This window comes from Tunturiibacter gelidiferens (assembly GCF_051013345.1).
GTDB classification, from domain to species: Bacteria; Acidobacteriota; Terriglobia; order Terriglobales; family Acidobacteriaceae; genus Edaphobacter; species Edaphobacter gelidiferens_A.
The window spans coordinates 5436676-5458557 of record NZ_CP132939.1 but is presented as its reverse complement, the minus strand read 5'-3'; the positions used below and the strand labels follow the sequence as shown (position 1 = coordinate 5458557).

21 protein-coding genes and 2 pseudogenes are annotated in these 21882 nt (G+C 55.3%); 14 read left to right on the top strand and 9 right to left on the bottom strand.

From position 1 onward, the window contains the following. Positions 1 to 38 precede the first annotated feature (38 nt). From RBB80_RS27460 to RBB80_RS27435, 6 genes are all read left to right on the top strand, one after another. The gene (locus tag RBB80_RS27460; protein WP_433969905.1) at positions 39 to 482 is read left to right on the top strand and encodes a RidA family protein; all 444 of its coding nucleotides are present in this window, start codon (positions 39 to 41) and stop codon (positions 480 to 482) included. Positions 483 to 574: 92 nt separating this feature from the next. Then, positions 575 to 1414 carry a helix-turn-helix domain-containing protein gene (locus RBB80_RS27455; RefSeq protein ID WP_433965397.1) on the top strand — a complete coding sequence of 280 codons (840 nt, stop codon included), beginning with the start codon at positions 575 to 577 and terminating at the stop codon, positions 1412 to 1414. A gap of 426 nt (positions 1415 to 1840) precedes the next feature. Then, positions 1841 to 2116 (top strand): Ohr family peroxiredoxin, encoded by a 276-nt coding sequence (locus RBB80_RS27450; protein ID WP_433965396.1) that lies wholly within the window; start codon positions 1841 to 1843, stop codon positions 2114 to 2116. Positions 2117 to 2231: 115 nt separating this feature from the next. Then, entirely contained in the window at positions 2232 to 3113 is an 882-nt protein-coding gene (locus RBB80_RS27445; protein WP_433965395.1) for an alpha/beta fold hydrolase, read from the top strand. Between the two features lie 242 nt (positions 3114 to 3355). Next, positions 3356 to 3985, top strand: a complete 630-nt coding sequence (locus RBB80_RS27440) for an alpha/beta hydrolase (protein WP_433965394.1) — start codon at positions 3356 to 3358, stop codon at positions 3983 to 3985. Positions 3986 to 4065: 80 nt separating this feature from the next. Beyond that, complete coding sequence (locus RBB80_RS27435) at positions 4066 to 4479, top strand: hypothetical protein (RefSeq protein ID WP_433965393.1); 414 nt, start codon at positions 4066 to 4068, stop codon at positions 4477 to 4479. 585 nt (positions 4480 to 5064) lie between these two features. Here the strand turns inward: RBB80_RS27435 and RBB80_RS27430 are convergent. Then, on the bottom strand, positions 5065 to 5571 hold the full coding sequence (locus RBB80_RS27430; RefSeq protein WP_433965392.1) for a TetR/AcrR family transcriptional regulator: 507 nt from the start codon (positions 5569 to 5571) through the stop codon (positions 5065 to 5067). Between the two features lie 212 nt (positions 5572 to 5783). Here RBB80_RS27430 and RBB80_RS27425 point away from each other — a divergent pair, with 212 nt between their 5' ends. The 7 genes and pseudogenes from RBB80_RS27425 to RBB80_RS27395 all read left to right on the top strand — a co-directional run bounded on the left by RBB80_RS27425 (position 5784) and on the right by RBB80_RS27395 (position 10137). Next, positions 5784 to 6524 carry an SDR family NAD(P)-dependent oxidoreductase gene (locus RBB80_RS27425; protein WP_433965391.1) on the top strand — a complete coding sequence of 247 codons (741 nt, stop codon included), beginning with the start codon at positions 5784 to 5786 and terminating at the stop codon, positions 6522 to 6524. Between the two features lie 147 nt (positions 6525 to 6671). Further along, positions 6672 to 7120 (top strand): annotated as a pseudogene (locus tag RBB80_RS27420) (SDR family NAD(P)-dependent oxidoreductase); the annotation flags it as partial. Continuing rightward, positions 7112 to 7528 (top strand): DUF427 domain-containing protein, encoded by a 417-nt coding sequence (locus RBB80_RS27415; RefSeq protein WP_433969903.1) that lies wholly within the window; start codon positions 7112 to 7114, stop codon positions 7526 to 7528. The pseudogene RBB80_RS27420 and the gene RBB80_RS27415, both read left to right, overlap by 9 nt. A 49-nt stretch (positions 7529 to 7577) precedes the next feature. Continuing rightward, a complete protein-coding gene (locus RBB80_RS27410; RefSeq protein WP_433965390.1) occupies positions 7578 to 8663 on the top strand; it encodes an SDR family oxidoreductase in 1086 nt (361 codons plus the stop codon). A gap of 81 nt (positions 8664 to 8744) precedes the next feature. Next, a pseudogene (locus RBB80_RS27405) lies at positions 8745 to 9481 on the top strand (SDR family oxidoreductase). A gap of 56 nt (positions 9482 to 9537) precedes the next feature. Further along, positions 9538 to 9939 carry a nuclear transport factor 2 family protein gene (locus RBB80_RS27400; RefSeq protein ID WP_433965389.1) on the top strand — a complete coding sequence of 134 codons (402 nt, stop codon included), beginning with the start codon at positions 9538 to 9540 and terminating at the stop codon, positions 9937 to 9939. 57 nt (positions 9940 to 9996) lie between these two features. Next, positions 9997 to 10137 (top strand): hypothetical protein, encoded by a 141-nt coding sequence (locus RBB80_RS27395; RefSeq protein WP_433965388.1) that lies wholly within the window; start codon positions 9997 to 9999, stop codon positions 10135 to 10137. Positions 10138 to 10257: 120 nt separating this feature from the next. Here RBB80_RS27395 and RBB80_RS27390 read toward each other — a convergent pair whose 3' ends face one another. The 8 genes from RBB80_RS27390 to RBB80_RS27355 form a co-directional block, all read right to left on the bottom strand. Continuing rightward, positions 10258 to 10443 carry a helix-turn-helix transcriptional regulator gene (locus RBB80_RS27390; RefSeq protein ID WP_433965387.1) on the bottom strand — a complete coding sequence of 62 codons (186 nt, stop codon included), beginning with the start codon at positions 10441 to 10443 and terminating at the stop codon, positions 10258 to 10260. Further along, positions 10367 to 10687 carry an AraC family transcriptional regulator gene (locus tag RBB80_RS27385; protein ID WP_433969901.1) on the bottom strand — a complete coding sequence of 107 codons (321 nt, stop codon included), beginning with the start codon at positions 10685 to 10687 and terminating at the stop codon, positions 10367 to 10369. Before RBB80_RS27385 ends, RBB80_RS27390 begins: the two co-directional genes overlap by 77 nt. Positions 10688 to 11070: 383 nt before the next feature. Next, positions 11071 to 12639 carry a site-specific integrase gene (locus RBB80_RS27380; protein WP_433965386.1) on the bottom strand — a complete coding sequence of 523 codons (1569 nt, stop codon included), beginning with the start codon at positions 12637 to 12639 and terminating at the stop codon, positions 11071 to 11073. 23 nt (positions 12640 to 12662) lie between these two features. Beyond that, positions 12663 to 13967 carry a hypothetical protein gene (locus RBB80_RS27375; protein ID WP_433965385.1) on the bottom strand — a complete coding sequence of 435 codons (1305 nt, stop codon included), beginning with the start codon at positions 13965 to 13967 and terminating at the stop codon, positions 12663 to 12665. 182 nt (positions 13968 to 14149) lie between these two features. Continuing rightward, positions 14150 to 14698, bottom strand: coding sequence for a hypothetical protein (locus tag RBB80_RS27370; protein WP_433965384.1), 549 nt, complete (start codon positions 14696 to 14698; stop codon positions 14150 to 14152). A gap of 252 nt (positions 14699 to 14950) precedes the next feature. Beyond that, the gene (locus RBB80_RS27365) at positions 14951 to 16660 is read right to left on the bottom strand and encodes a hypothetical protein (protein WP_433965383.1); all 1710 of its coding nucleotides are present in this window, start codon (positions 16658 to 16660) and stop codon (positions 14951 to 14953) included. Between the two features lie 686 nt (positions 16661 to 17346). Further along, positions 17347 to 17559 (bottom strand): AlpA family phage regulatory protein, encoded by a 213-nt coding sequence (locus tag RBB80_RS27360; protein ID WP_433969899.1) that lies wholly within the window; start codon positions 17557 to 17559, stop codon positions 17347 to 17349. A 757-nt stretch (positions 17560 to 18316) separates the two neighbouring features. Continuing rightward, positions 18317 to 19594: a tyrosine-type recombinase/integrase gene (locus RBB80_RS27355; protein ID WP_433965382.1), complete on the bottom strand. Its 1278-nt coding sequence runs from the start codon at positions 19592 to 19594 to the stop codon at positions 18317 to 18319. Between the two features lie 613 nt (positions 19595 to 20207). Between RBB80_RS27355 and RBB80_RS27350 the strand changes: the two genes are divergently transcribed. Then, positions 20208 to 21542 carry a glycosyltransferase gene (locus RBB80_RS27350; RefSeq protein WP_433965381.1) on the top strand — a complete coding sequence of 445 codons (1335 nt, stop codon included), beginning with the start codon at positions 20208 to 20210 and terminating at the stop codon, positions 21540 to 21542. Positions 21543 to 21882: the final 340 nt, after the last annotated feature.

Here is a 21882-nt window from a genome sequence, read left to right as displayed (position 1 = left end):
GCCCGAGCAGTTAGCAGCATGCCGGCGCGGAGCGTCGGCTGCATGATCTCGGGATCGTGCTCCCCAACGCTCCCCGGCCCTTTGGCGCATACGTCGAGGCAGTGCAATCCGGCGGCCTGCTCTTCCTCAGTGGAATGTTGCCGATCAGGGATGGCAAGCCTCAATACGTCGGGCGTTTGGGTAAGGAACTTGATGCGGATGCTGGCCGTGATGCTCTGCGAACCGCGACCCTGAATGCTCTATCCGCTGCAAAGGAGCTCATCGGCTCTCTGGATCGCGTGAGTAAGGTCATCCGCGTTGGAGTCTATCTGGCTACGTCTGGCGACTTCTACAACCAGCCCATCGTCGCGGACGCAGCATCGGAACTTCTTCGCGATGTATTTGGAGAGGACAAGACATCCGTGCGGTCCGTCTTCGGAGTAGCCAGCTTGCCTCTGGGCCTACCGGTCATGCTAGAGGTGACGTTCGAAGTCAATAACTGAGAAGGAGGGAGCTGTGCTCCCCTTCTTGCAGAACACATGAGGCCTTTACCCTCGACGGAAGAGGCATTCCATCGAAGGCATGGAGCAAAATAATGAGAGTTGAACTCTTTCAACCCGAGTCTGACACAAAGCCCCGTCATTGGGTGCGGCATGATCAGGCTTTCGCAATGATGTTGGGGCCTGGCTCAATTCAATGGGGCTCAAAGCGTTCCGCGCTGGAAAAGTTTGACTACACGGCGGGCGACCTAGCACTGTGTCATCGTCATGAGGGAGAGTGGGTTGGACTCATGAACGTGCCGCATCTGCAGCTCGGTATTTCCGATGCGGCCCTGATGGCCAGCTCTGACGGAGCTTACGGCGAGGTAGAACTGCACCCTTCACGCAAGTTTGCTTGCTCACGCCTGAGTGCGCTGGTTGCGGCCGCTCGTGCGGAAATGGTTGCTGGCTTTCCGAGCGGTCGGCTGTTTCTGGATTCTGTGGAACAGGCGATGGCAGTAGTTCTGGTCGAGGGTTATGCAGTAAGGCACCGTCCTGTGCAGATATACCGAGGCGGACTAGGCTCAGCGCGCTTGCGAAGGATTAGAGAGTTAGTCCATGCCAAGTTGGGAGACGACTTGAGCCTTGATGAGATGGCGCAATCGGTGGGTTTGAGCACGGCTCATTTCGCCCGGATGTTTCGCAAGTCAACGGGCGAGACTCCGCACCAATTTGTTCTGCGCCAAAGGGTCGAGCGTGCTAGAGCGATGTTGCGTGCTCCGAGTGCGCGAGTATTGGCCGTGGCCGTAGCCTGTGGCTTCAGAACTCAGCAGCACTTTGCGCAAGTTTTTCGTGATGTCTGTGGAGTTATTCCAACTCAGTATCGCCAGGAATTTCTGGACTCCGAAGTGAGTTGCGTTTCGGAAACCCATTCCGAAGATACCCAACGGCTGTGATTAGTGGTCCGCAGCCATATTGGCTTTGTGTGCATCAATGTAGCAAGATCCCGACCATTGCCGCAGAAATCCGCACAACTCCTAGCGCGATGTGCAGTTTACTTAGAGTTGTCCGCAGCAACAGCGTCAACAAACCGGCTTGCTATGGTTGCTCTGCCAGCAGCTGTTCGCTAATCCTTCACGTATGAAACTTCATCCCTGCATGTTGCCGGTTTTGACCGGCGCACGGAGAAAAATAAAGATGAGCACTTATCAAGAAACCAACCCAATAGCTGGTTCAACCCAGGAAGCCATGAAAGTGCAGTACACCGCCAAGACCCATACTTCGGGCGGTCGACGCGGCGGCGTCTCCCACAGTGATGATGGCCGCTTAGATGTTAAGTTCACGTCTCCCATAGTCCCGGAACTGGTACCAATCCTGAACAGTTGTTTGCCGCTGGCTGGTCCGCCTGTTTCATTAGCGCGATGGGGCTTGTGGCCAACAGAATGAAAGTCAAACTTCCGGCTGAGGTAGCCGTCGATGCCGAAATAGATCTGTGCAATTCTGGCGACGTTTACTTCCTTCGAGCACGTCTTAACGTCAATCTGCCGGGCTTGGAACGCGAAGTCGCTCAAGCCATTGTGGACGCCACGCACCGCGAGACATGTGCATATTCCAACGCTACGCGCGGCAACATCGACGTTACGGTCAACGTGGTGTAGGCCGGACCTGGAGCAGACCGTTTTCAAGAACTGCGTCGCCTCTCGCGGGCTGTGATTGCGGGCAAGACTGTGACGAACTATGACTTTAATCTTGATGCAAACCCGGAGTATACAGATGAACAAGCATGCCCATGTAGATGGGGTTTATCCCTTCCCGGCTGTGATGCAGACGCGGACGATCGAAACCAACGGTACATCCATCCATGTGCGGGTCGGCGGTCAGGGCCCGGCAGTGGTCATGCTGCACGGCTTCGGCACAACGGGCGACATGTGGGGTCATCTGGCGAGCGCACTCATCGAAGACCACATGGTTGTCGCGCCCGACCTGCGTGGGTTGGGCCTCTCGTCGAAGCCTGATGGCGGCTACGACAAGAAGAATCAGGCGGCGGACGTGGTGGGAGTCCTAGACGCACTGGGTGTGCGTACGGCCGAATTGGTGACGCACGACATCGGCATCATGGTCGGCTTCGCAGTTGCCGCCACCCACCCCGAGCGCGTGAGCCGATGGGTGGCGATCGATGCGCCGCTGCCCGGCGTCGGACCCTGGGATCAGATCACACAGGATCCGGCCATGTGGCACTTTGGCTTCGGTGGTCAGGACATGGAGCGGCTGGTCGCCGGCCGCGAGCGCATCTATCTCGATCGCTTCTGGAACGAACTTTCCCGGGACCAGAAACGGTTTGATGAAGCGAAGCGCCAGCATTATGCGGCGCTCTATGCGCAACCCGGCGCAATGCGAGCGGGCTTTGCCCAGTTCCTGGCGTTCAGCCAGGATGCGGCCGACAACAGGACGTTCCTTGCGCAGGGCAAGCTTCAGATGCCGGTCTTGGCCTTCGGCGGCGAAGCTACATTCGGCCCTATGATCGGCGCGGTGATGCGGTGTGTCGCCGATAACGTCGAAGATGTGATCATCCCCGATTGCGGGCACTGGATCACGGAAGAGCAGCCGCAGGCAACGACAGACCTGGTCGTCGACTTCCTGCATCGCCGTTCGTGAATTAGCTAGCGTTACGTAGTGCGGCAAGAGCGTGATGAACCATGACTTCAACCGTGATGCAATAACAGGAGAAAAAATATGACCCTCTCGCAAACATACCGAACTGCATTAACTACAATTGCAGGACTCCTACTGACAGCGGCGATTCCGATGGGAGCGGTCGCTCAGGCGAACCCCCTCAGGGGGTTAGAAATATTGTCATTGTTCACGGTGCTTGGGCCGATGGATCGAGCTGGTCCAAAGTGATTCCACTGCTTCAGGCCAAAGGATTGCATGTGGTCGCGGTGCAGAACCCATTGACCTCGCTGGCTGATGACGTTGCCGCCACCAAGCGCGCCATCGCATTGCAGGATGGACCGGTACTGCTTGTGGGCCATTCGTATGGGGGAGTGGTTATCACCGAGGCCGGAAACGATCCAAAGGTGGTCGGGTTGGTTTATGTGGCTGCGCTCGCGCCGCCGGATGGTCAGTCCGTTGCTTCGATCTCCAAGCCGTATCCGCCGACTCCTCTAGGCGCCGAAATCCACGCCGATCCTGATGGCTTTTTGACTCTGACTCCAAAAGGAATTGCTGAGGACTTAGCCCAGGATCTGACAGAGAAAGAGAAGCAGCTGTTGACGGCGACACAGGGTCCCACCGCCGCAGCTGTTTTTGGGGCTACAATTACGACCGCCGCGTGGAAGAGCAAGCCAACTTGGTTCGTGATTGCCAGCAACGATCGCGCTGTATCTCCGGAGCTCGAGAAGGCCGAAGCGACGACGATGAAGGCCACCTCGATCACTGTTCCCTCCAGTCATGTTCCAATGCTTTCTCACCCGAAAGAAGTCGCAGATTTAATCGAGCAAGCTGCAGCAAAGGCCGGAAACCAATGATCCCGGTTCATGCAGACTCAGAAATGAACTGCCACTCGCGAAGCATTGGCCGGTTCGAGGTCGTCAAGGGGGCAAGTTGTATGGGTAAAAGACTCGCAATACTGGCAATTCGTCTGTTGGTGTCGGTGAACCTTCTTTATGCCGCCATCTTTCTCAAGTTTGCAGGGGTGCCCGGTGCGGTGGCCCTATTTACACTGATGTCGCAAACATTCCACGGGCTGGTGTCTCAGCCGGTATTCCGCCTAGGGTCAGGGGTGTTCGAGACGGTTGTGGCGGTTCTGCTCCTGATCCCGAAGACAGCCAGATTGGGAGCGGGATTGACTGTTGTGTGGATGACTGCTGTAGTTCTCAGTCACATTTTAGTGTTGGGATATGGCTGGTTCTTTGTCGATGCTCTCATGGTGATGGTCATGGCTGTCATTTATCTCTTGCTGACACGCAGGCATTCCCACTGGGGCGAACCCAAAAGTGCGGGCACGACGGCTGCCGGATAAGCGTAGTCGCGAGCGGAACAGCTCTGCGATTTCAGGTACAGGTTCGGGTACAGCCGTCAGTTTGGTCTAGTTTCGTCCGATTACGCTAAATTACGGAGGGGACATGGTTTAGGCCGTTCACTAATTACGCTCAATTACGCTTATTTATCATAGACATACGGTATTCTCGGGAAACTCAAAATCCGTCGGAAGCAATTCCATGGGGGTTCGATTCCCCTCCCGGCACCATCGAAAATACCAATATCTTCTGTTGAATCAGAGGCTTGCCGCGCTCGTTAGTGCGCTGGGCTTTGGGCATTTTCTGGGTTGACGCTGCTCTAAGGTACGAATTCAGGTACAGCGCGCATCCACTGTCGTTTCAATATCTTGGCCCCGCTTGCGGCGGACTTTATTTCTGCCGATTATACTTATTTACGCCAGATTACGGAATACGCAGCGGACTTGGTAATCGATCCGTCGCTTGAAAGACGCTTACTGCGACGATGAGCCACCGTTTGCATTCGACGTAGATCGCGATGTTCTGCGCGGCCTGATAAGGCCAGGAGAGGCTAGGAGCTGTCCGAAGCGCAGTAGAGGCGGCGCAGATTAGAGACTGCGAAGGGCTGTCATAAAGTTTTCGATCTTGCGAGTCGACGAGGCTTTACCAGATTTAAGGTTGCGCTCAATGCATAATCCGGAGAAGAAGGACAGCACCATCTCGGCAATTGCGGAAGGAGCCATCTTGGGTTCTTCCGCCTCGATGTTCATGGCGAGAAGGCGCTGCAATAGTGCCCGATTCTCCGTAATGACCCCGTAAGCCTCATCAGGAAGGATAGCGAACTCCCGCATAGAGTTGACGGAAAAGCAGCCCTGCTGTTCCCCTTCGTTGAGAGGACCATTCTTAAGAAACCTCTCGACGTTCTTCCAGCCAAGAGGCTCTCTGGTAAGAAATCCTCTCTTCTCCTGGCTCTCCAGGTAGTGCCGCAGGCACGCTACAAAGAGATCTTCCTTGTCTCGGAACTCGGTGTACAGCCCTGACTTGTTCACGCCTGTGGCTCGCTCCAGGTCCTGCAGACTCGTGTCCGAAAATCCATGCTTCCAGAAGACGGGCATCGCCTTCTCCAGCACTTGCTCTCGACTAAAGTTCTTCGGGCGCCCCATAGACGTATTATCCGATAAAGAACTAAATAGTTCAATATCTCTGCATCCTCGCCAAATCTTCATCATCGTATAGAACTGAATGGTTCAGAACCGTCCGACACGATCGGGCAAGATCGCTAGCGAATTGGCTTCGTGAATTGTTCCGAGAAATAAAAGGAGATTTTATGTCTAAGTTAGCGAAGAAGGTGGCACTCGTTACCGGCGGTTCCCGGGGTATCGGTGCAGCGATTGCGAAACGTCTGGCCGCCGATGGAGCAAGTGTAGCCATCACGTATGCAAAGGACGCAGGCGCAGCCTCGGCCGTAGTCAAAGCGATTGAACTCGGCGGCGGAAAAGCCATCGCGATCCAGGCAGACTCTGCCAACGTCGAAGCAGTCAAGGGTGCGGTCGAAAAGGCCGTCGCGACCTTCGGCCGACTGGATGTGCTGGTGAACAATGCCGGCACGGCGATTCCGAAACCGTTCGAGGAATCGACGCTGGAGGAGATGGATCGTGTGCTCGACATCAACGTCCGCGGTGTATTCGCCACGACACAGGCGGCGCTGAAGCACATGAAGGATGGTGGCCGCATCATTATGGTCGGTTCGGCGGTGGGCGAGCGTGCCGTTGCGCCAGGCCTGGTGCCCTACGCGGCCACGAAGGGAGCCGTCAAGATGTTTACTCAGGCACTTTCCAGAGAGGTTGGGAGCCGAGGCATCACGGTCAACAACGTACAGCCGGGTCCGATCGACACGGATTTGAATCCCGCATCGGGTGATTGGGCGGTACCACAGAAGGCGGCAACAGCGCTCGACCGCTACGGGCACGTAGATGAGATCGCCGCTATGGTAGCGTTTGTCGCCGGTCCGGAGTCCTCGTACATCACAGGGGCGAACCTTACTGTAGATGGCGGAATGAACGCTTGAATCAACGCGCACTCAGTCAATGGGCTCTACGACTGACGTATCCCGTACTGTTCTGGGTGAGAGTCGACGACCTAAAGGAGTCGGCTCTCCTTCGGCCCAGGTGCCGCACTCGTCTTGTCCGTTAGCTGATTGGCAAGAGAGAAGACAATGACTACACTCCAAAACAAAACTGCGCTTGTGACGGGTGCATCAAGAGGAATTGGCCGGGCGACCGCAGCGGCACTTGCTGGGGCTGGGGCGCACGTACTGGTTCACTATGGCCGCTCCGCGCAGGAAGCGGACTCTCTGGTCGCTGAGATCCAAACCGAAGGTGGACACGCCGATGCAATTTCGGCTGATCTACGAACCCCGGACGGCGCTTCATTGCTCGCAAAACAGGTGCGCTCCATCGTCGGCGATCGATTGGATGTGCTTGTACTCAACGCTGGAATCAGTAAGGCGGCACGCATCGCGGACCACACGGTCGAGGATTTGACAGCCTCTTTGCCACAAACGTCCGAGGTCCGTTCTTCCTGGTACAGCAACTGTTGCCGATTCTTGGTGAGGGCTCAAGCATTGTTGTCATCTCTTCTCTCGGAGCCCGTTCGGTGGTGGGCAAGCCAAGTTTGGATAACCCGTCGATTCTTGCTTACGCCTCTACCAAAGGAGCACTGGAGACTGATCATCCCATCACGATTTCACCAGCTAAGGGCAAGGTGCGTGTCGCGGTCGCTGGACGGACAGTGGCCGAATCGACGCGAGCGCTTCGACTGGAAGAGAAAGGATATCCGCCGGCTTACTACTTGCCGCGCAGCGATGCGGACATGTCATTGCTCGTTCGGACCACGCATTACACCTATTGTCCGTACAAAGGCGATTGCACCTACTACACCATTCCGATCGGCGGATCGAAATCGGAATATGCCGTTTGGACATACGAAAAGCCGTATGAAGCAATGGCAAACATTAAGGAGTACCTGGCGTTTTATCCGACACGAGTCGATGCAATCGAAGTGATTTCCTAAGCGCCACACTTTGCGGCAACGACTCAACACGACATGGAAGGAAACATCTATGACTGCGACATCTAAAACGTCTGCTTCGGACCGTGAGATTCTGCTGGTTGGTCCATATGGCGTACTTGGCACAGGAGTGATCGACGCTGTTGCCGCTAACCCGGCCTGGCGTATCACAACGGCAGCGCGACGACCCGCGCCGGCATATCGCACTCAAACTCCACCCCGCCATATTAGTGTCGACCTCATGGATCGTGAGGGCACGATCAAGGCTTTCTCGAATTTGGATACTGTGACCGACCTGGTTTATGCCGCCTACGTTGAGAAGCCGACTATGGCCGAAACCGTAGAACCCAATGCCAGGATGCTAACAAATACACTCGATGCTGTCGCCGCGCGCAAAGTCCCACTCCAGCGCATTGTGCTCGCAGGTGGCGCCAAATCCTATGGGTTCAGTCTCGGTGCCTTCAATGCCCCTGCAAAAGAGACCGACCCTCGTCTTATCTCGCCGATCCACTATCACCAGCAGGAATACATTACAGCTGCTTGGTCGGAAAAGAATGGAGCGAGTTGGACGGTCTTGCGTCCGCATCTCGTGATGGGGCCGAGCCTGAATTCGCCAATGAATCTTGTGACAAGCCTCGCTGCATACGCCACGATGAGCCGCGAACTCGGACTGCCGTTGCGGTTTCCAGGCCGCCGCGAAGGATGGAACACGCTTCAAGAAACCACCGACGCAGAGCTGTTTGGCCGCGCCACCCTGTGGGCGCTCGGCGAGGATAAGGCGCGCAACGAGATCTTCAATGTGTCGAATGGGGATGTCTATCGCTGGCGGCAACTCTGGAACGAATTGGCTGCTTTCTATGATCTTCCCGTCGCAGAACCCCTGGCAATGTCGACTGTTTCGGAGATGAGTGAGAAGGGCCCGCTGTGGGATTCGATAGTGGCTCGCTATGGGCTGCATGCAACACCATACGGACAGATTGCGAACTGGTCCTTTGTGGACTGGATGCTTAACTTCGGCGAAGAAACAATCCTAAGCACAATCAAGATCCGTCGGGCCGGCTTCGCAGACTGTATCGACACGCATGAGAGTTTCAGACGGCAACTCACGAAGCTTCGGGAACTTCGGATCATCCCGTAGGTGCACACTTCGCCGATTGCCTTTAGTCCATCTACCAAGCGAGCAACTAAAAGCGAGTGAGAGTGAGGAGAACTACATCCCATGTACGAAGGTAAAAAGCTTCAAGGAAAGGCAGCAGTCATTACCGGTGGTACGACCGGGATAGGGATGGCTACAGCAAAGCTATTCGTAAAAGAAGGCGCCTACGTCTTCATCACGGGTCGCCGTCAGAAAGAGCTCGAGGCGGCCGTAAAGGCGATCGGCAGCAACGTCACTGGCGTTCAGGGAGACATTGCGAAATTGGACGACCTCGATCGTCTTTATGAGGCTGTCAAAGCAAGGGGAAACTTGACATCGTTTTCGCCAATGCTGGCATTGCGGAATTTGCCCCTCTCGGCAAAATCACTGAGGAGCATTTCGACAAACTTTTCGACATCAACGTCAAGGGGACGCTGTTCACGGTACAGAAGGCCCTGCCTCTCATGAATGATGGTGGTTCTATCATTCTCAACGGCTCGGTCGCGAGCGTGAAAGGCACGCCAGCCTTCGGCGTCTACGGCGCGACGAAGGCTGCACTCCGCTCTTTCGTCCGGACCTGGACCTCGGATCTCAAGGACCGCCATATTCGCTCAAACGTTATTAGCCCGGGTCCGACCGATACGCCAGTTATAGACGGGCAACCTCCAGACGCCATCGCACGCATCGTTTCCAGCATCCCAATGGGACGCATGGGAGAACCCGATGAAATTGCCAAGGCTGCGCTGTTTCTAGCTTCGGTTGACTCCAGTTTCGTCACTGGTATCGAACTATTCGTCGATGGCGGCAGAGGGCAAGTCTGACCGAAGGCCGCTACGCATGACAACATCCAACAGCGATTTGCGAGAGATGGAAAACAATGAATGATTCAAATGCTCAAAAGAATAAGGCAGTCGTACTGGAAGCATTCGATGCGCTGTTCAATAAACGCGACTACGCAACGGCAGCGCGGTTCTGGTCGCCTAACTACATTCAACACAGCGCCCATATTGAGCCGGGGCGAGACGGACTCTTCAACCTCGTCAAGGCCGCTCCGCCCTCGCTTAAGTATGAGCCCGGAGTGATTCTTGCAGAAGACGACTACGTCATCGTTCATGGCCGGTTCTCCAACATCGGATTGCCGGTGAACTGGATCGCAGCGGACATCGTTCGCTTGAAGGACGGGATTCTCGTCGAACACTGGGATGTCATTCAGGACGAATCTACAAAGCAACAATCCAAGAGCGGGAATCCGATGTTCGGCGACTCATTCCCGAAGTAACTCACACTCTTCATCACGCGCGCAACGAGCCCTCAATCTCTTCAAAGGAAAACCGACATGACCAACTACAAGGAGGATGGGAAGATCGTCGAACATTGGGATAACCTGCAGGAAACCGCTACGGACCCAAGTCCAAGCGGGCACACGATGATCGATGGCCCAACGGCGGTGTCTGATCTCGACAAACATTGGGGATGAATAAATCTATAAGCGACAGCAATCGGGAGCAGCGAACACTACGATTAATCGCCAACTTGCAATATTGAATCGAATGAAACAGCCGGCGGCTCTCATGGCGGCCCCAACGCCTCCTTTCGATTAGCGACGAAAATTCCTGGGTGGCACGCTCAATACTCGCTTGAAAGCCTTGCTGAACGCAGCGTCGGAGTCGTATCCGACCGACCTCGCCACGTCGATCAACTTGCGGTCATCTTTCTGCAACAACGCAGCGGCCTTCTGCATTCTCCAACTTGTCAGGTACTCCAGTGGCGTCTCCCCAACCATTTCTTTTAAAACGTACTGCAAAAGCGGAACGAGACATTCCACAGGCCGCAGCTAAGGTTTCGACTGTCCAGGGAGCGTCGACCTTCTCGTGCATGGATTTGAGAGCCACACCAATTTGCGGATCGAAAATGGCTCGCAGCAAGCCATTGTTGCAGGCTTCCAATCGCGACGCGATGTGGGCACGGAGACACTGTATGAACAAGACATCTGCCAGCCGGTTGACAACCAGATCCGACCCGGGCATCGGCTCTGCCATCTCGGACGCAAGCATATTCACAGTCGTGCGCAGTGCCAAACACACATCGAGTTCCCATTACACGGGCGGACTGCCCAACCTCTATAATGGCCGGTGATTTCGTGACACTAGGTACCTTCTAATTCAATCTTCCCCCTGGAGGCGAAATGCATTCTATGACCAAAGAGCGGAGAGCCATCTTTTAAGTCGCTCCCTGGGTGCTACTTGAAAGATGCTTGACGGCCGCACCGGTTGGCCTGAAGCAGTACCTTTGATCTGCGCGATCGGGTAGTTGTAATAATCTCCGGACCGCTCCGGGACTTATAAGTGTCCATATCGCAGGAACCCCATGGTGAAGGCGAATCGGAATCCCACGTGCCCTGGGCCCAGGCTCAATATCTGGCTGTCAAATCGGAATTCCGGCCGGATTGCAAGCCAGCTTTTGGCGCTCCGCTACGGCCGTTCGGTGGACGCATTTTCTTGATCTTCCGGCTCGCGCTGATTTGAAGCACTACCCTCCACGCCGAGCGCTTCTTGGATCTCTCGCTGAGGTCGAAGGAGATCAGTTCCGCATTGGAACAAGGAATCGGCAGAGTATCGATGAACGCCATGAACTGACGCGCTTCGTCGCCATCCGATTCCGGATCATGAAACAGAACATACCCTTTGCTCGGCCAGACTCGATGCATGTACGTTGCCAAGGCCGTAACCAGCACATCCTTGCCCGAAGGATCAGAGTGCATCGACTGCATGAAGGGAGCCAATGCCGCCAGTACCTGCTGATCCGCTTCGTGACGAGGAAAATTCGGAATTCCCTTCGATGCCATCAGCGCGATCTCCAGATCACCGGCTGATAATGACCGCTCCCGTTCTGCTGCGCGGAGGCCTACTGAATTTTTCAATATCGCAACCTGTTCGAGAATCTTGCCGGCCAGATGGCTGTCGATGCCCCATGCCGCGGCTGCACTCTCCGTCATCGCTTCGGGCTTATGAACAGTCTTCAGGAAGTTCCAGGTCCGCTCCAACTCGTTGAGATTGAGTGCCGTCGGGTCTGCGCTTGCTGGACTTCTTTCCGTGATGAGATTCAGATTCGTGGCACAGGCCCTTTGCCGCCAGAAAGTCAGCGGAACCTCCCAATGATCGGAGCCCTGTATCCAGCGCCGATAGGTCTTTCTGGTCAGGCCACTCGCCATCTCGATCGTGGCCTTATCCGGCGACATTCGCTTAGATTGAGCAAGTGTCGATGCAAGGAGCCAATCAAGACAGTGGATGTAGGAGCCAAGAGTGGTGGCCGGGCTGCCATGACCCATGAATCGAGCAAGCAGATAAGCATGCTTTCGCGTCGGGAGGTTGTGTCGGTACAAACGTTCCGGGCGAAATGTCCAACCATCTTCCAGCCATGCTCTGGTCTCAGAAGGCGCAAACAGAAGCCCCGGAGGTGGCCGCACTACTGAGTACATTAAGCGCAGAAAGCCCCATGTGGCGAAACTATGGCGTAGATGATGGAACGTGATGTTTGGATCGCCGGTCACCCGGCGCATGATCTCGTTGATCGTATCGAAGATCGTGGCAGGCACCACCTTGAGGTCTTCCGTTTCACCTCCGAAGAGGAATTCCCCCTGCTGGCATTCGTTTCTGGTTCGGCTCTCCCACCACTGTTCGATAAGTTTGAGTTCTTCCGGCTCCACCAAGATGGCAAGAAGCGCTCTTCGCAGTGCATTATCGCTCTTCAGCCTCCTGTCTTCCGAGCATCGAATCAGCAACTCTGGGATTCCGCTCAGAAGCACGTCGTCGATCTTTATCTTTCGCGCTTCCTCTCGCCGGAGCCCGCAGCGGAATCCGAGGATCACAAGCACCAACGCAAGCTGCTGCCGTGATCCTGGCTGCGCGACCGGCCAGCGTATCCGGATCTCTTTCAGAATTGCCCGATACTCCTCAAATGAGACTAGATTTGGATCCACGCGTCCCTGTTGTCTCAGCGGAATTAAACAGATGAGCGGCCTTTATCCTCGATCCCGCGAGCAATCAGGAAGGTGTTGAAAACAATGAATGCCCGAATGGTATTCGCAAATACCGGCGAGCTCTGCCGTTTCTTCAAATTCTCGAGTGCCTCTTTGATGAGCGGGTCGAGTTTCTCCGCCCGCATGGTTAATGGGTCAGCCCCGCCAATCACGCCGTGCAACGTGTCCGCAACGGCGAGAACGGTCTCCCGCACTGCGGCCGGCTCCCGCCGTTCACCTTTTGTCGGCACGCAGAGAATGGACAGCGCAAAGTCCGCCATTGAACACTGGAGTGAACTCTGTGAACCGCCGCGCTTAAAACTTTGAAGCTTAATCCGGATCTCCTTTCGATCGTCCGGCGAGAGGGCATCGCGAAGTGGCGCCAACTCTCCACTCAAATCCGAGCTGCGCGACGGTTGTTCCGGCGCGACCACAGGAGAGGCGGGACTCTCAACTTCTTGCAGCGCTGGCTGACGAGACCCTGCCCACTCTCGCCTTGAGATTCGCCGGAGAACATTGAAGCCCAGCGACTGCGATCTGATAACCCCGCTCGCGTACGCCGCGACAATCACTGGCAATTCGATGTACGCGACCTTCTGCGCGACTCGCAGAAGGTTCTGGAGCCCACCCAGCGCATAGAGCTTCTTCTTATCCGTGCCGCATGCAGATTTGGTCCAGGCATTGAACTGCTTGTGCAATCGAGACATAAGGATACGATCAGTCACACCGCCGCCGTCGGAACCATTTTCGGGAACAAACAGATCATCTGCGGATTCTGGGCCGCAACGAAAGAGCAGCGTCGCCGTGAGCGGATCTGGGTGCCAAGCCCGGAATTGGCGGACACCCGCTTGATCAACCCACACTCCTACATGAATGCGGCGCTCGGATATCGCCGAAGAGGTCACCACTTTCGAAAAGCCGCGGACAATTCCAAGGAGGGTGCGCATGTCGTGAATCCCGCCGTAGAGGATTGCTGAGGCGATGACGATCTCCAGGGGAGGCGCAGCATGATCGTCTCGATCAGCGTTCCGCGTCAGACGAGACCGAAAGTGGGCCAGTTGCTGGGCAACAAGCTCCTTCCATGCATCGTAGGTCTCGAACACGCGCCTGAGATTTGCGGGCAAAGGATTCAGAGCATATTTCGGGAGGGTATACAGACGAGGAAACGGAATCTCCTGCGGGTTTCGTATAACCCATGCGGTCACCGCTTTGAAAAGCAGCTGCAGGCAATCGTACGCGAGCTTCGGACCTCCCGCGCCATCAATGATGCTGTTCTCCAACAATCGCATTTCCCCGCGACTCCAGAGATCGTTTGAACGCCCGAGCAACAGATCTGCCACCTTTGATTTCTGGTTTGCAAGCAAACCTCGCAATACGGGCAAGACTCGTTCCTCTTGATCCTTCGAAACACCGAGCAACTCCGGGTGATCGAGCACGCTCAGATCGGGTTCTGCTGTAATTCTTTTCCGCTTCACCGGGCCTCCAGAGCAAAGGGTCTAAAGCCGAACTGATCGAAGAGTCGCGACAACACGGAGTCGGAAGCCCGCAAACAGGCGATGTAGTCACTATAGGAAAAGGTGGAGTGCGCCCCGAAGGGCTCCTCTCCGCGAAACCAGTGTCCCATCCAGGCGTCCAGATACTCGGGCGCGATTCCGTGCTCGCTCAATTCGGTGCGGATCAGCCGTCGGCCGAAGTTTGGCGGAAACGGAAAAAATTCGTTGGATAGCAACTTGATCGTCGCAGGCCGGACAATGACCGAAACGAACTGCGTGCCACGCAGCTTGAGGAAATAGCAGGGCACCTTCGTGGTGCCCCGTGGCAGACCAAGGCATTCGAGGGATTCCAGATACCGGTCGTAAAACTGCATCTGGCGATACGCCGTCTCAAGCACAATAGACAACCGGCGTTTGTAATCTGTGCCGTTGTCCTTGTCGGCGATCGTTACTAGCCGTGTCTCAGGGTCGATACGGCGGGGATGGACGTAGGGAGTTCGAATTCCCTCATGCCAACCGACAGGCAAAACGCCCAAACGGTGTATAGAGTGTAGGCATTGTGCTTGATTGCGAACTCACGATTCACAGCGGCAGGATCCGACAGGGGCAACTGTCGCTCGATGGTGTTTCGTAGCCAGCTAAATGCGTCGCGCATCGCCGGAACCGTAGCACACAACCGACTGCCGACAGCTTCCTCGCTTTGAGAAAATTGAGGAGTGGGCAGCGAGGGAGCCGTCCATCCGCAAGTTGCCAGTTCCTCAAGGATGCACCTAAACGCATCAGAATGGAGACGGCGCAGATGCTTGATTGTGGGTGTAGCGTAAAACCGCCGAACCGAAACCAGATAGTGGTCGTTTCTGGTGGCAATGGCCGCAGATGCAACATCTCCACCGCTGGTCTCCACTATGCGCCGGAAAACGATTCTGCTCAGACGAATGGCGGTCAGGCGGCCGGACGAGTCGATTTTGCGCAGCTGATCGCGCAGCAACCTGCGATACTTCTTCGCGTTCTTGGGAAAAGACCGGTACAGTATCGCCTTTACTGAGGGCCACAAGAGCGGAGGGGAGGTTTGATGTAGAGGTTTGCGCCTCCAACTGCTTGATAAGAAATCTCGACGCACCTGTGAAATCCTCAAGTTCGAAGTGCGAGACCCTCGGTCTCACTTTGCCGGGAATCCGCGGTTGAGATGTGAGGTACTTCGGCTCGAGCGCTCGTATTCGCCAGACGCCCGGCAGACTCGGGCGCCCCTGTTCATCCAGACTGAACCGGACCGCAACATCGGCATCTGGCTCACCTCCGGGTTGACAGTACGCCACGAGCGATGCAGCTTCTGGGGGTGACGCGCCGGCCCAGAGGATCGTCGAGATCATCGCGGCAAAAAGCACGTCCTCACGCTTGGTTGGAGCTGCGATCATACGATCCAGATGCGCCAGAAACCGCGCCAGTTCGACGGCGGTCGGCTCATCGACGGAAAACGGCAGCAGTTGGTTGGCGGACTCAATGGAACCGCCACACGAGCGAGAAGCAACTGCCTCCGCTTCTGACTGGGTGGAACCGGTCGACAACAGATCCTCTTCAGGATCGTCGTCGAGATCGAGCAGCTTTTGCCGGCGGGATTTCCGCCAATGGGTTGGCAGGTGCTGCCGCTGTGCAGTTCCGCCTCCGTTGTAGTCCTCATACCCTTCATCATCCCCATCCACGCCACATGGCTTCCGCGGCGAGAGCTTGGGTGTGTGCGTCTCGGGACGTTGTCCCCACTGCACGAACCCATCGATACTGGCCAGCGCCGCTAACAGATCCGGTTTGATTGGAGAGAGATGCCTCGCCGTCTCACCTGCATCCTCTGGATTTCTTGCTTCCACGAGCAAACGCAGGTCCCTAAGGCCACGGATGTAGTCTGAGGGACAGACGAGGTCCGGCATCAGGCTCAGAGCCGCCAGCCACTCTGGTTCGGTTCTAAGAAAGCGGCGGGCAAATCGGCCGCACACATCGTAAAGTGATTGCCAGAATCCTTCCCGTGGTTCGTTGCCGATCAGCCAACTATCTGGAGTTGAGTCGTGCGCCATTATGCGCATATGCGCGTGAAGCAGATGTGCTTTGAGTGCAAGCCACTTTGCCTGCGTGGTCTCCCCAGAGCCTTCGGGAAGATCATCCCATAAAATGTAGTTGAGACCGTGCTCAGTCGCGCCGTAGCCGCGGAGCGGATTGGGGCCCTCCATCCTTAATACGCGTTCCACACCGCCTTCGTTGATTGCCAAGTCTCTTATGGTTGCTCCCAAGCTGCCAAGTACATCAGTGATCGACAGGGCCAGGGTTTCGTCCAAGTCCTTCGATCCGGTCAGGTTCCACTTCTGCGAACGCACGTCTCGAAGGATGCTCTGAATCACAGCCAGAGTCTTCGCATATCCATACAACTCCGGGTGCAAATGGGCCTTCCAGCCCATGTTGCGCAGGACTTCTACGCAATTACCTGGGAGATGTGTGTCCATGAGCAGCTTCGCTGCAGCGCAGAGGCGCGTAGGGGAAGTAGGGCCTCGTCTTTGCTGATCGTCTAACATAGAAATGCCTTTCCTTCTCTATGGCAAGAGAAGATATGCTCGCGCACGATTGAGTCATGATCCGTGTTAAAGCACCACACGCCCATACGCAGAGCAACACACTGTCTCAACGGCAGTCGTGATTCTTTGCGCGCCGCTGATGCGCTGTCTCCTTATGCGGACCACTGAAACACGCGGGACATGGACGCTGGAGTCAAGAGGTGCTGCAGTACCAGCATCATCCTGAACTGGCTTCGCGCTAGAGGGCGTTTCGTCCACGAAAAGACTCAGCGCGTCACTTGCATGCGCAGCCAACGCTTTCGGCCTCGCAATGACCTGCCGCTTTAAGAGCACATTCGCAGATTGCTCAGCGCTATGAGGGTCTTGCCAGGAATCAAGATCGAAGAGGCACTGCGAGGCGGATACGCCAGCATCTTTTCTGGTCGCTGTTGCCGAGTTTTCGCGCGATCTTGACATCTCGTTGTTGGTCTCACATGCAGAAAATGCACTGCATCCCTCGGTGAAAACTCGTTGAGGGGGCTAAAATCGCTGACTCTGACGACGGGCACACGCATCGCCGCTGGCGGTTTACCGATGTCAAGCCTCGTCTGACGTGTATGCCAAGGTTTGGGTGTGTGTCATACCTCAGAGGTGAGGTATTCCCCGCCGGCAAGTGTGATGCGGATGTATACCTGGATTTCTCGATGCGACCAGCCAACCGATCTTCCGCCGATACCGATTTTTCTCTGCAGCGGGAAGCGTCCCGCTCTCATCAGCAGATAAATGGCAGTGCGGCATTGGCCCGTCATACTGATCACCTCCGGCATTCGGACTATCCTGTCGTCGTACATAAACGTCATTTCCTCCTCACTGTGCTGACTGTATTTCGACCCGCGTCAGGCGCCAATACACACTAGCGAGGTATTTTTAGCTGAAAGAAATACTCCCACTCCAGCCACGAAGTCCCCGTTTGTGGCGTACATGAAAGACGCGAGCCACAATGTTGCTACGACTTCGCAGAACCGGGTCGCACGTGGGTCGAGCAATCGCAACTGCGATCCAAGCCGCACGAAAAGCAGCTCAAACGGCTGTTACAGCTTTCGCCTACATGCTGGTAATGGTTGATGCGGGCGGGGGCTATTCGGCCGTCGAAGCCTTGACAGCTTGCTCCTGCTTGCTTTGATTCGTGACCACGGACTCGCGTTCGGCAGGTAGGGTGTCAACGAGCGATTGCGATAAGCTCTGTCGAATGTGGCTCGGTTGTTCGTTTGGAAGAGGAATTGGCGTTGCTCACAATCTGCAACCTCAGCCGGTCCGCTTCGGTTAGCAGGCCGTTGAAGTTGTTCCCGGCAAGCTGTTTCTCTGTGCATGTTTTCTAAGGTTGAACTATCTGGGCTCTCAGATCGCCAACGAATGTGATCGTCGTGATCGACAGGCCATCTTGCTGGAGTGATTCGAAAGGTCAGCTTGGACAGGGCGCTTCAATGATTGTCCGGTTCTCTGTACGGGCCGTGAATTCCAAATACCTCGGGCACTTTACACTCAATGTGACGTATTGACCTTCACAAAACATTACCATCTGCAATGAATAGCCAGTCTTGGAACTTGTCACGCGGTTTTGCGAATGGCAATTAGCTTCGCCATCTCCTTGTTTAGTTCTGTGTCCAGGTAATCGGCCCACCATTGCATCAATGCTGCGCGCTGGGGCAGGTAAAGCGCGTGGTTATATGCAGCTTCGGTTTTGTTGTCATTCGCGTGTGCGAGCTGCAATTCTACGTGGGCTTTCTCAAAACCATTTTCGGCGAGAATTGTTCGAGCTAGGCCCCTGTAGCCGTGGCCTGTCATGGCGCCCTTATAGCCAAGGTCAGCAAGCGCACCCAATATGGAATTGAGGTTGATGGTTCCGTTAGCGGTTTGAGTGTTCAGGCCGGGAAAGACGAAAAGCTTTTCACCTGCCATATGTTTCAACTGCCGCAGGATAGTGATGGATTGGCGGGACAGTGGAACGATGTGCGGCCTGTCTTTCTTCATGCGCTCCGCGCCAATCTTCCAAACCGCGCTATCAAGGTCAAACTCTGACCATGGCGCGCGCAATAGTTCCTGAGTGCGAACGAAGGTTAGCGCCATGAGTTTTAGTGAGAGCTTAACAACGGTGTGCCCACTGTAATCATCCATCGCTGCTATCAGGGCGGGAAGCTGATGCGGTTCGATGTGTGCGCGATTCTGTGTCTTGCGCGGGCTAAGAACGTCGCTAGGTTTAAAGGCGGAAGCGGGATTGACATCGGCCAAGTCATGCACCACGGCATAGCGGAAGATCTGGCTAATTGTCCCATGCTGGCGCTGCGCAACATCACGCGCACCTTTGCCCTTCAAGCGCCGCCCATGCCCGTCGCCGCGTTCTATCGCCGTAATTAAGTTCCGAATCTCAGCCGGTTTGATCTCGGAAATCGGCTTGTGCCCAATGGCAGGGAATACGTCAGCTTCCAAGCGCCGGAGAATATATGCTGCTGTGTCGCTGTCTACGCCGGGTGCCCACCATTTATGCCACTGGAGAGCGATGGCCTTGAATGAATGCGCGTCACTGGTCCTTTCCGCTTCGGCCTTTGCTCTAACGGCGACCTTTTCGGCCTTGCGCTGTGCCATTGGGTCGTTGCCCTTGGCTAGCTCAATCCTTGCCGCCGCGTGACGTTCCCGCGCCATCGTTAGGGTTACTTCGGGGTATTTACCAAACGGCATGGTTTTCTGTTTTCGGTCATAGCGGTAATTCCAGCGCCATAACTTGCCGCCTGATGGTGAAATGAGCAAATACAAGCCGCCAGCATCGGCTAGTCTATAAGCTGCGGCCTTAGGCTTTGCGGTGCGGATTTTCACATCTGTGAGTGCCATTGCAGCTCCAAATAGCTGCAACAACCATAGCAGTCAGGCGTAAGAAATACCATCATAAATACCAGCAAATTGTCGCGGCTTCTCTTGGATCTTCACGCATCTCTGTGGACGAAATAGGAATCATTATTATTGAAAATAAACTATTTATAATGGATTTCTGTGGAAGTCTCTGAATCTCTCTAAACATAAATTCGGCTTTTACCTCAGGAGCCAAAGCAGCAATAGAATCAATGAAATGCAAGGCAGCCAAAACGGCTGCCTATTTTATTTTCGCTAGGTGGCTGTTTTGGTGGCTGTTCGGATTGCGGGTGCCAAGAAATATTTCTTGTGGTGTTGGCATCCGCGTACTTCTTAGAGTGGACTGCGGCGGTAATTGCCAAGAAGGTTTAGGGAATTGTTTCCCACAAGTCGACTTCTGAGACTAATCGCATCCTCGATGAGTGAGTTGGCGATTTAGCGCTCACCGACACCTGCTTGCGCGAGATCATGTCCTGTTTACCGACAAACCAGCGCAGTGACTGATCGGAAGGAATAAAAGACATATTGGCGGGTTCCTAATACAAGTGGGTGTTATGCGAGGTGGATGTTCACCTCCTTATGCCCATTGAGGAGAGTGAATGGCAAATATTCTTGTGGCTTCCACCCCGCTCCAGGTCACGTCAACCCCATGCTGTCCGTAGCCCGACATTTATCGTCGCTTGGGCATTCCATTATCTTTCTTTCAGGAAAGCTCTTCCACGATCAGGCTGTCACCCTGGGTTTTCGATTTGTTCCCTTCACGGGGAAGGCCGACTTCGACTACAGGCGTATGGATGAGGAGTTTCCGGAGGTAGCAGCCGCGACGCCAGGTCCCGACGCGATGAACGCGATATGTATCTATGCCGGCATCGATCCTGTTCCCGATCAAGATCGGGCCATACAGCAGATCCTCTCCGAAGGTCAGGTGGATCTCATCGTGACAGACGTTTATTTTTGGGGCATTTTTCCCTTGCTGCTGGGGCCAAGAGATGCCCGTCCTCCTGTCCTGACACTCGGAGTGTTGCCACTCCTCGTGAGCAGTCGCGACGTGGCCCCGTTTTCGGGCCCCGACACGAGTCCGGCGGGCCGGCTACGCAATCAGGAGGAGACACAACAGTTTTTCGCGATGATGCAGCCTGCCACAACACGCATCCATGAAGCACTGCATTCCTGCGGAGCACCGGAGCTTCCTGAATTTCTTTTCGACAGTGCGGCCCATCTTCCCGATCGTTTCCTGCAGCTGACGGCGGAAGCATTTGAATATCCACGAAGCGATCTGAAAGAGAGCGTCCAGTTCATTGGGAATCTCATGCCCAATGGGCATAGCAAATCGCCTCTGCCAGCGTGGTGGGATTCTCTGGATGCGTCAAAACCTGTGGTGCTTGTGACGCAGGGTACGATTGCCAACTGGGATTTGAGCCAGTTGATCGAACCAGCTATCGCTGCCCTGGCGGATGACCAGGTGACGGTGATTGTCGCCGCGGGACGTCCCGACCTCGAGGTAATCCAATTGCCTGGAGGCGTCAAGCCCCAGAACGTGAGGATCGAAAACTACATACCCTTCGAGCAGATCCTGCCCAAAGTGGATGTTTTCGTAACCAACGGCGGCTTTGAATCGGTCAATCTTTCCCTCAGCAAAGGAATACCGATGGTGGTAGCCGGCGACACCGAAGACAAGATCTTCACCGCAAGCCGCGTCGGCTGGTCTCAAGCTGGAGTCAATCTCGCAACCGGCCATCCAACCGTCGAACAGATTCGCACCGCCGTTCGTACCGTCCTTTCCGACAAGAAGTACAAGGAGAACGCTCTAAAACTGCAGATGGAATTCGCGCGATACAACGCGTTCGATCTGATGACAGAGACCGTCAACTCTATGCTCTCTTTAAAGAACTCTGACACTCTTCTTGCGACAGTCGGCGCTCGAGACTGAACCGTGAAAAGTAATTAAGTCTACGAAGCCCCGTCCGCTCTCTGTGGGTGGGACACTCGGGCCGCTTCGCGGCCCCGAGTGACGGGGCCAAACCGGAGCAATTCTCGACTGGTGGTAACAGGCCGAGTCACTCATTGAGGAGGGTCGAAAGTCAAATTGCGGGTTCGCAGATTGTCGACAACCCAGAAGTAATTCATTTGGTCGGGGAGTCGGCATCTCGGACAGGTGCCTGGCCTCGGAGACGCTCCGAGGCTCCAAGTGTCCGATAAGCTGTTTCTCGTCCATGTGACCAGACTGGCGACTTTTCGACACGAAGGTATTCTATTGGTTTCTCGTTTCC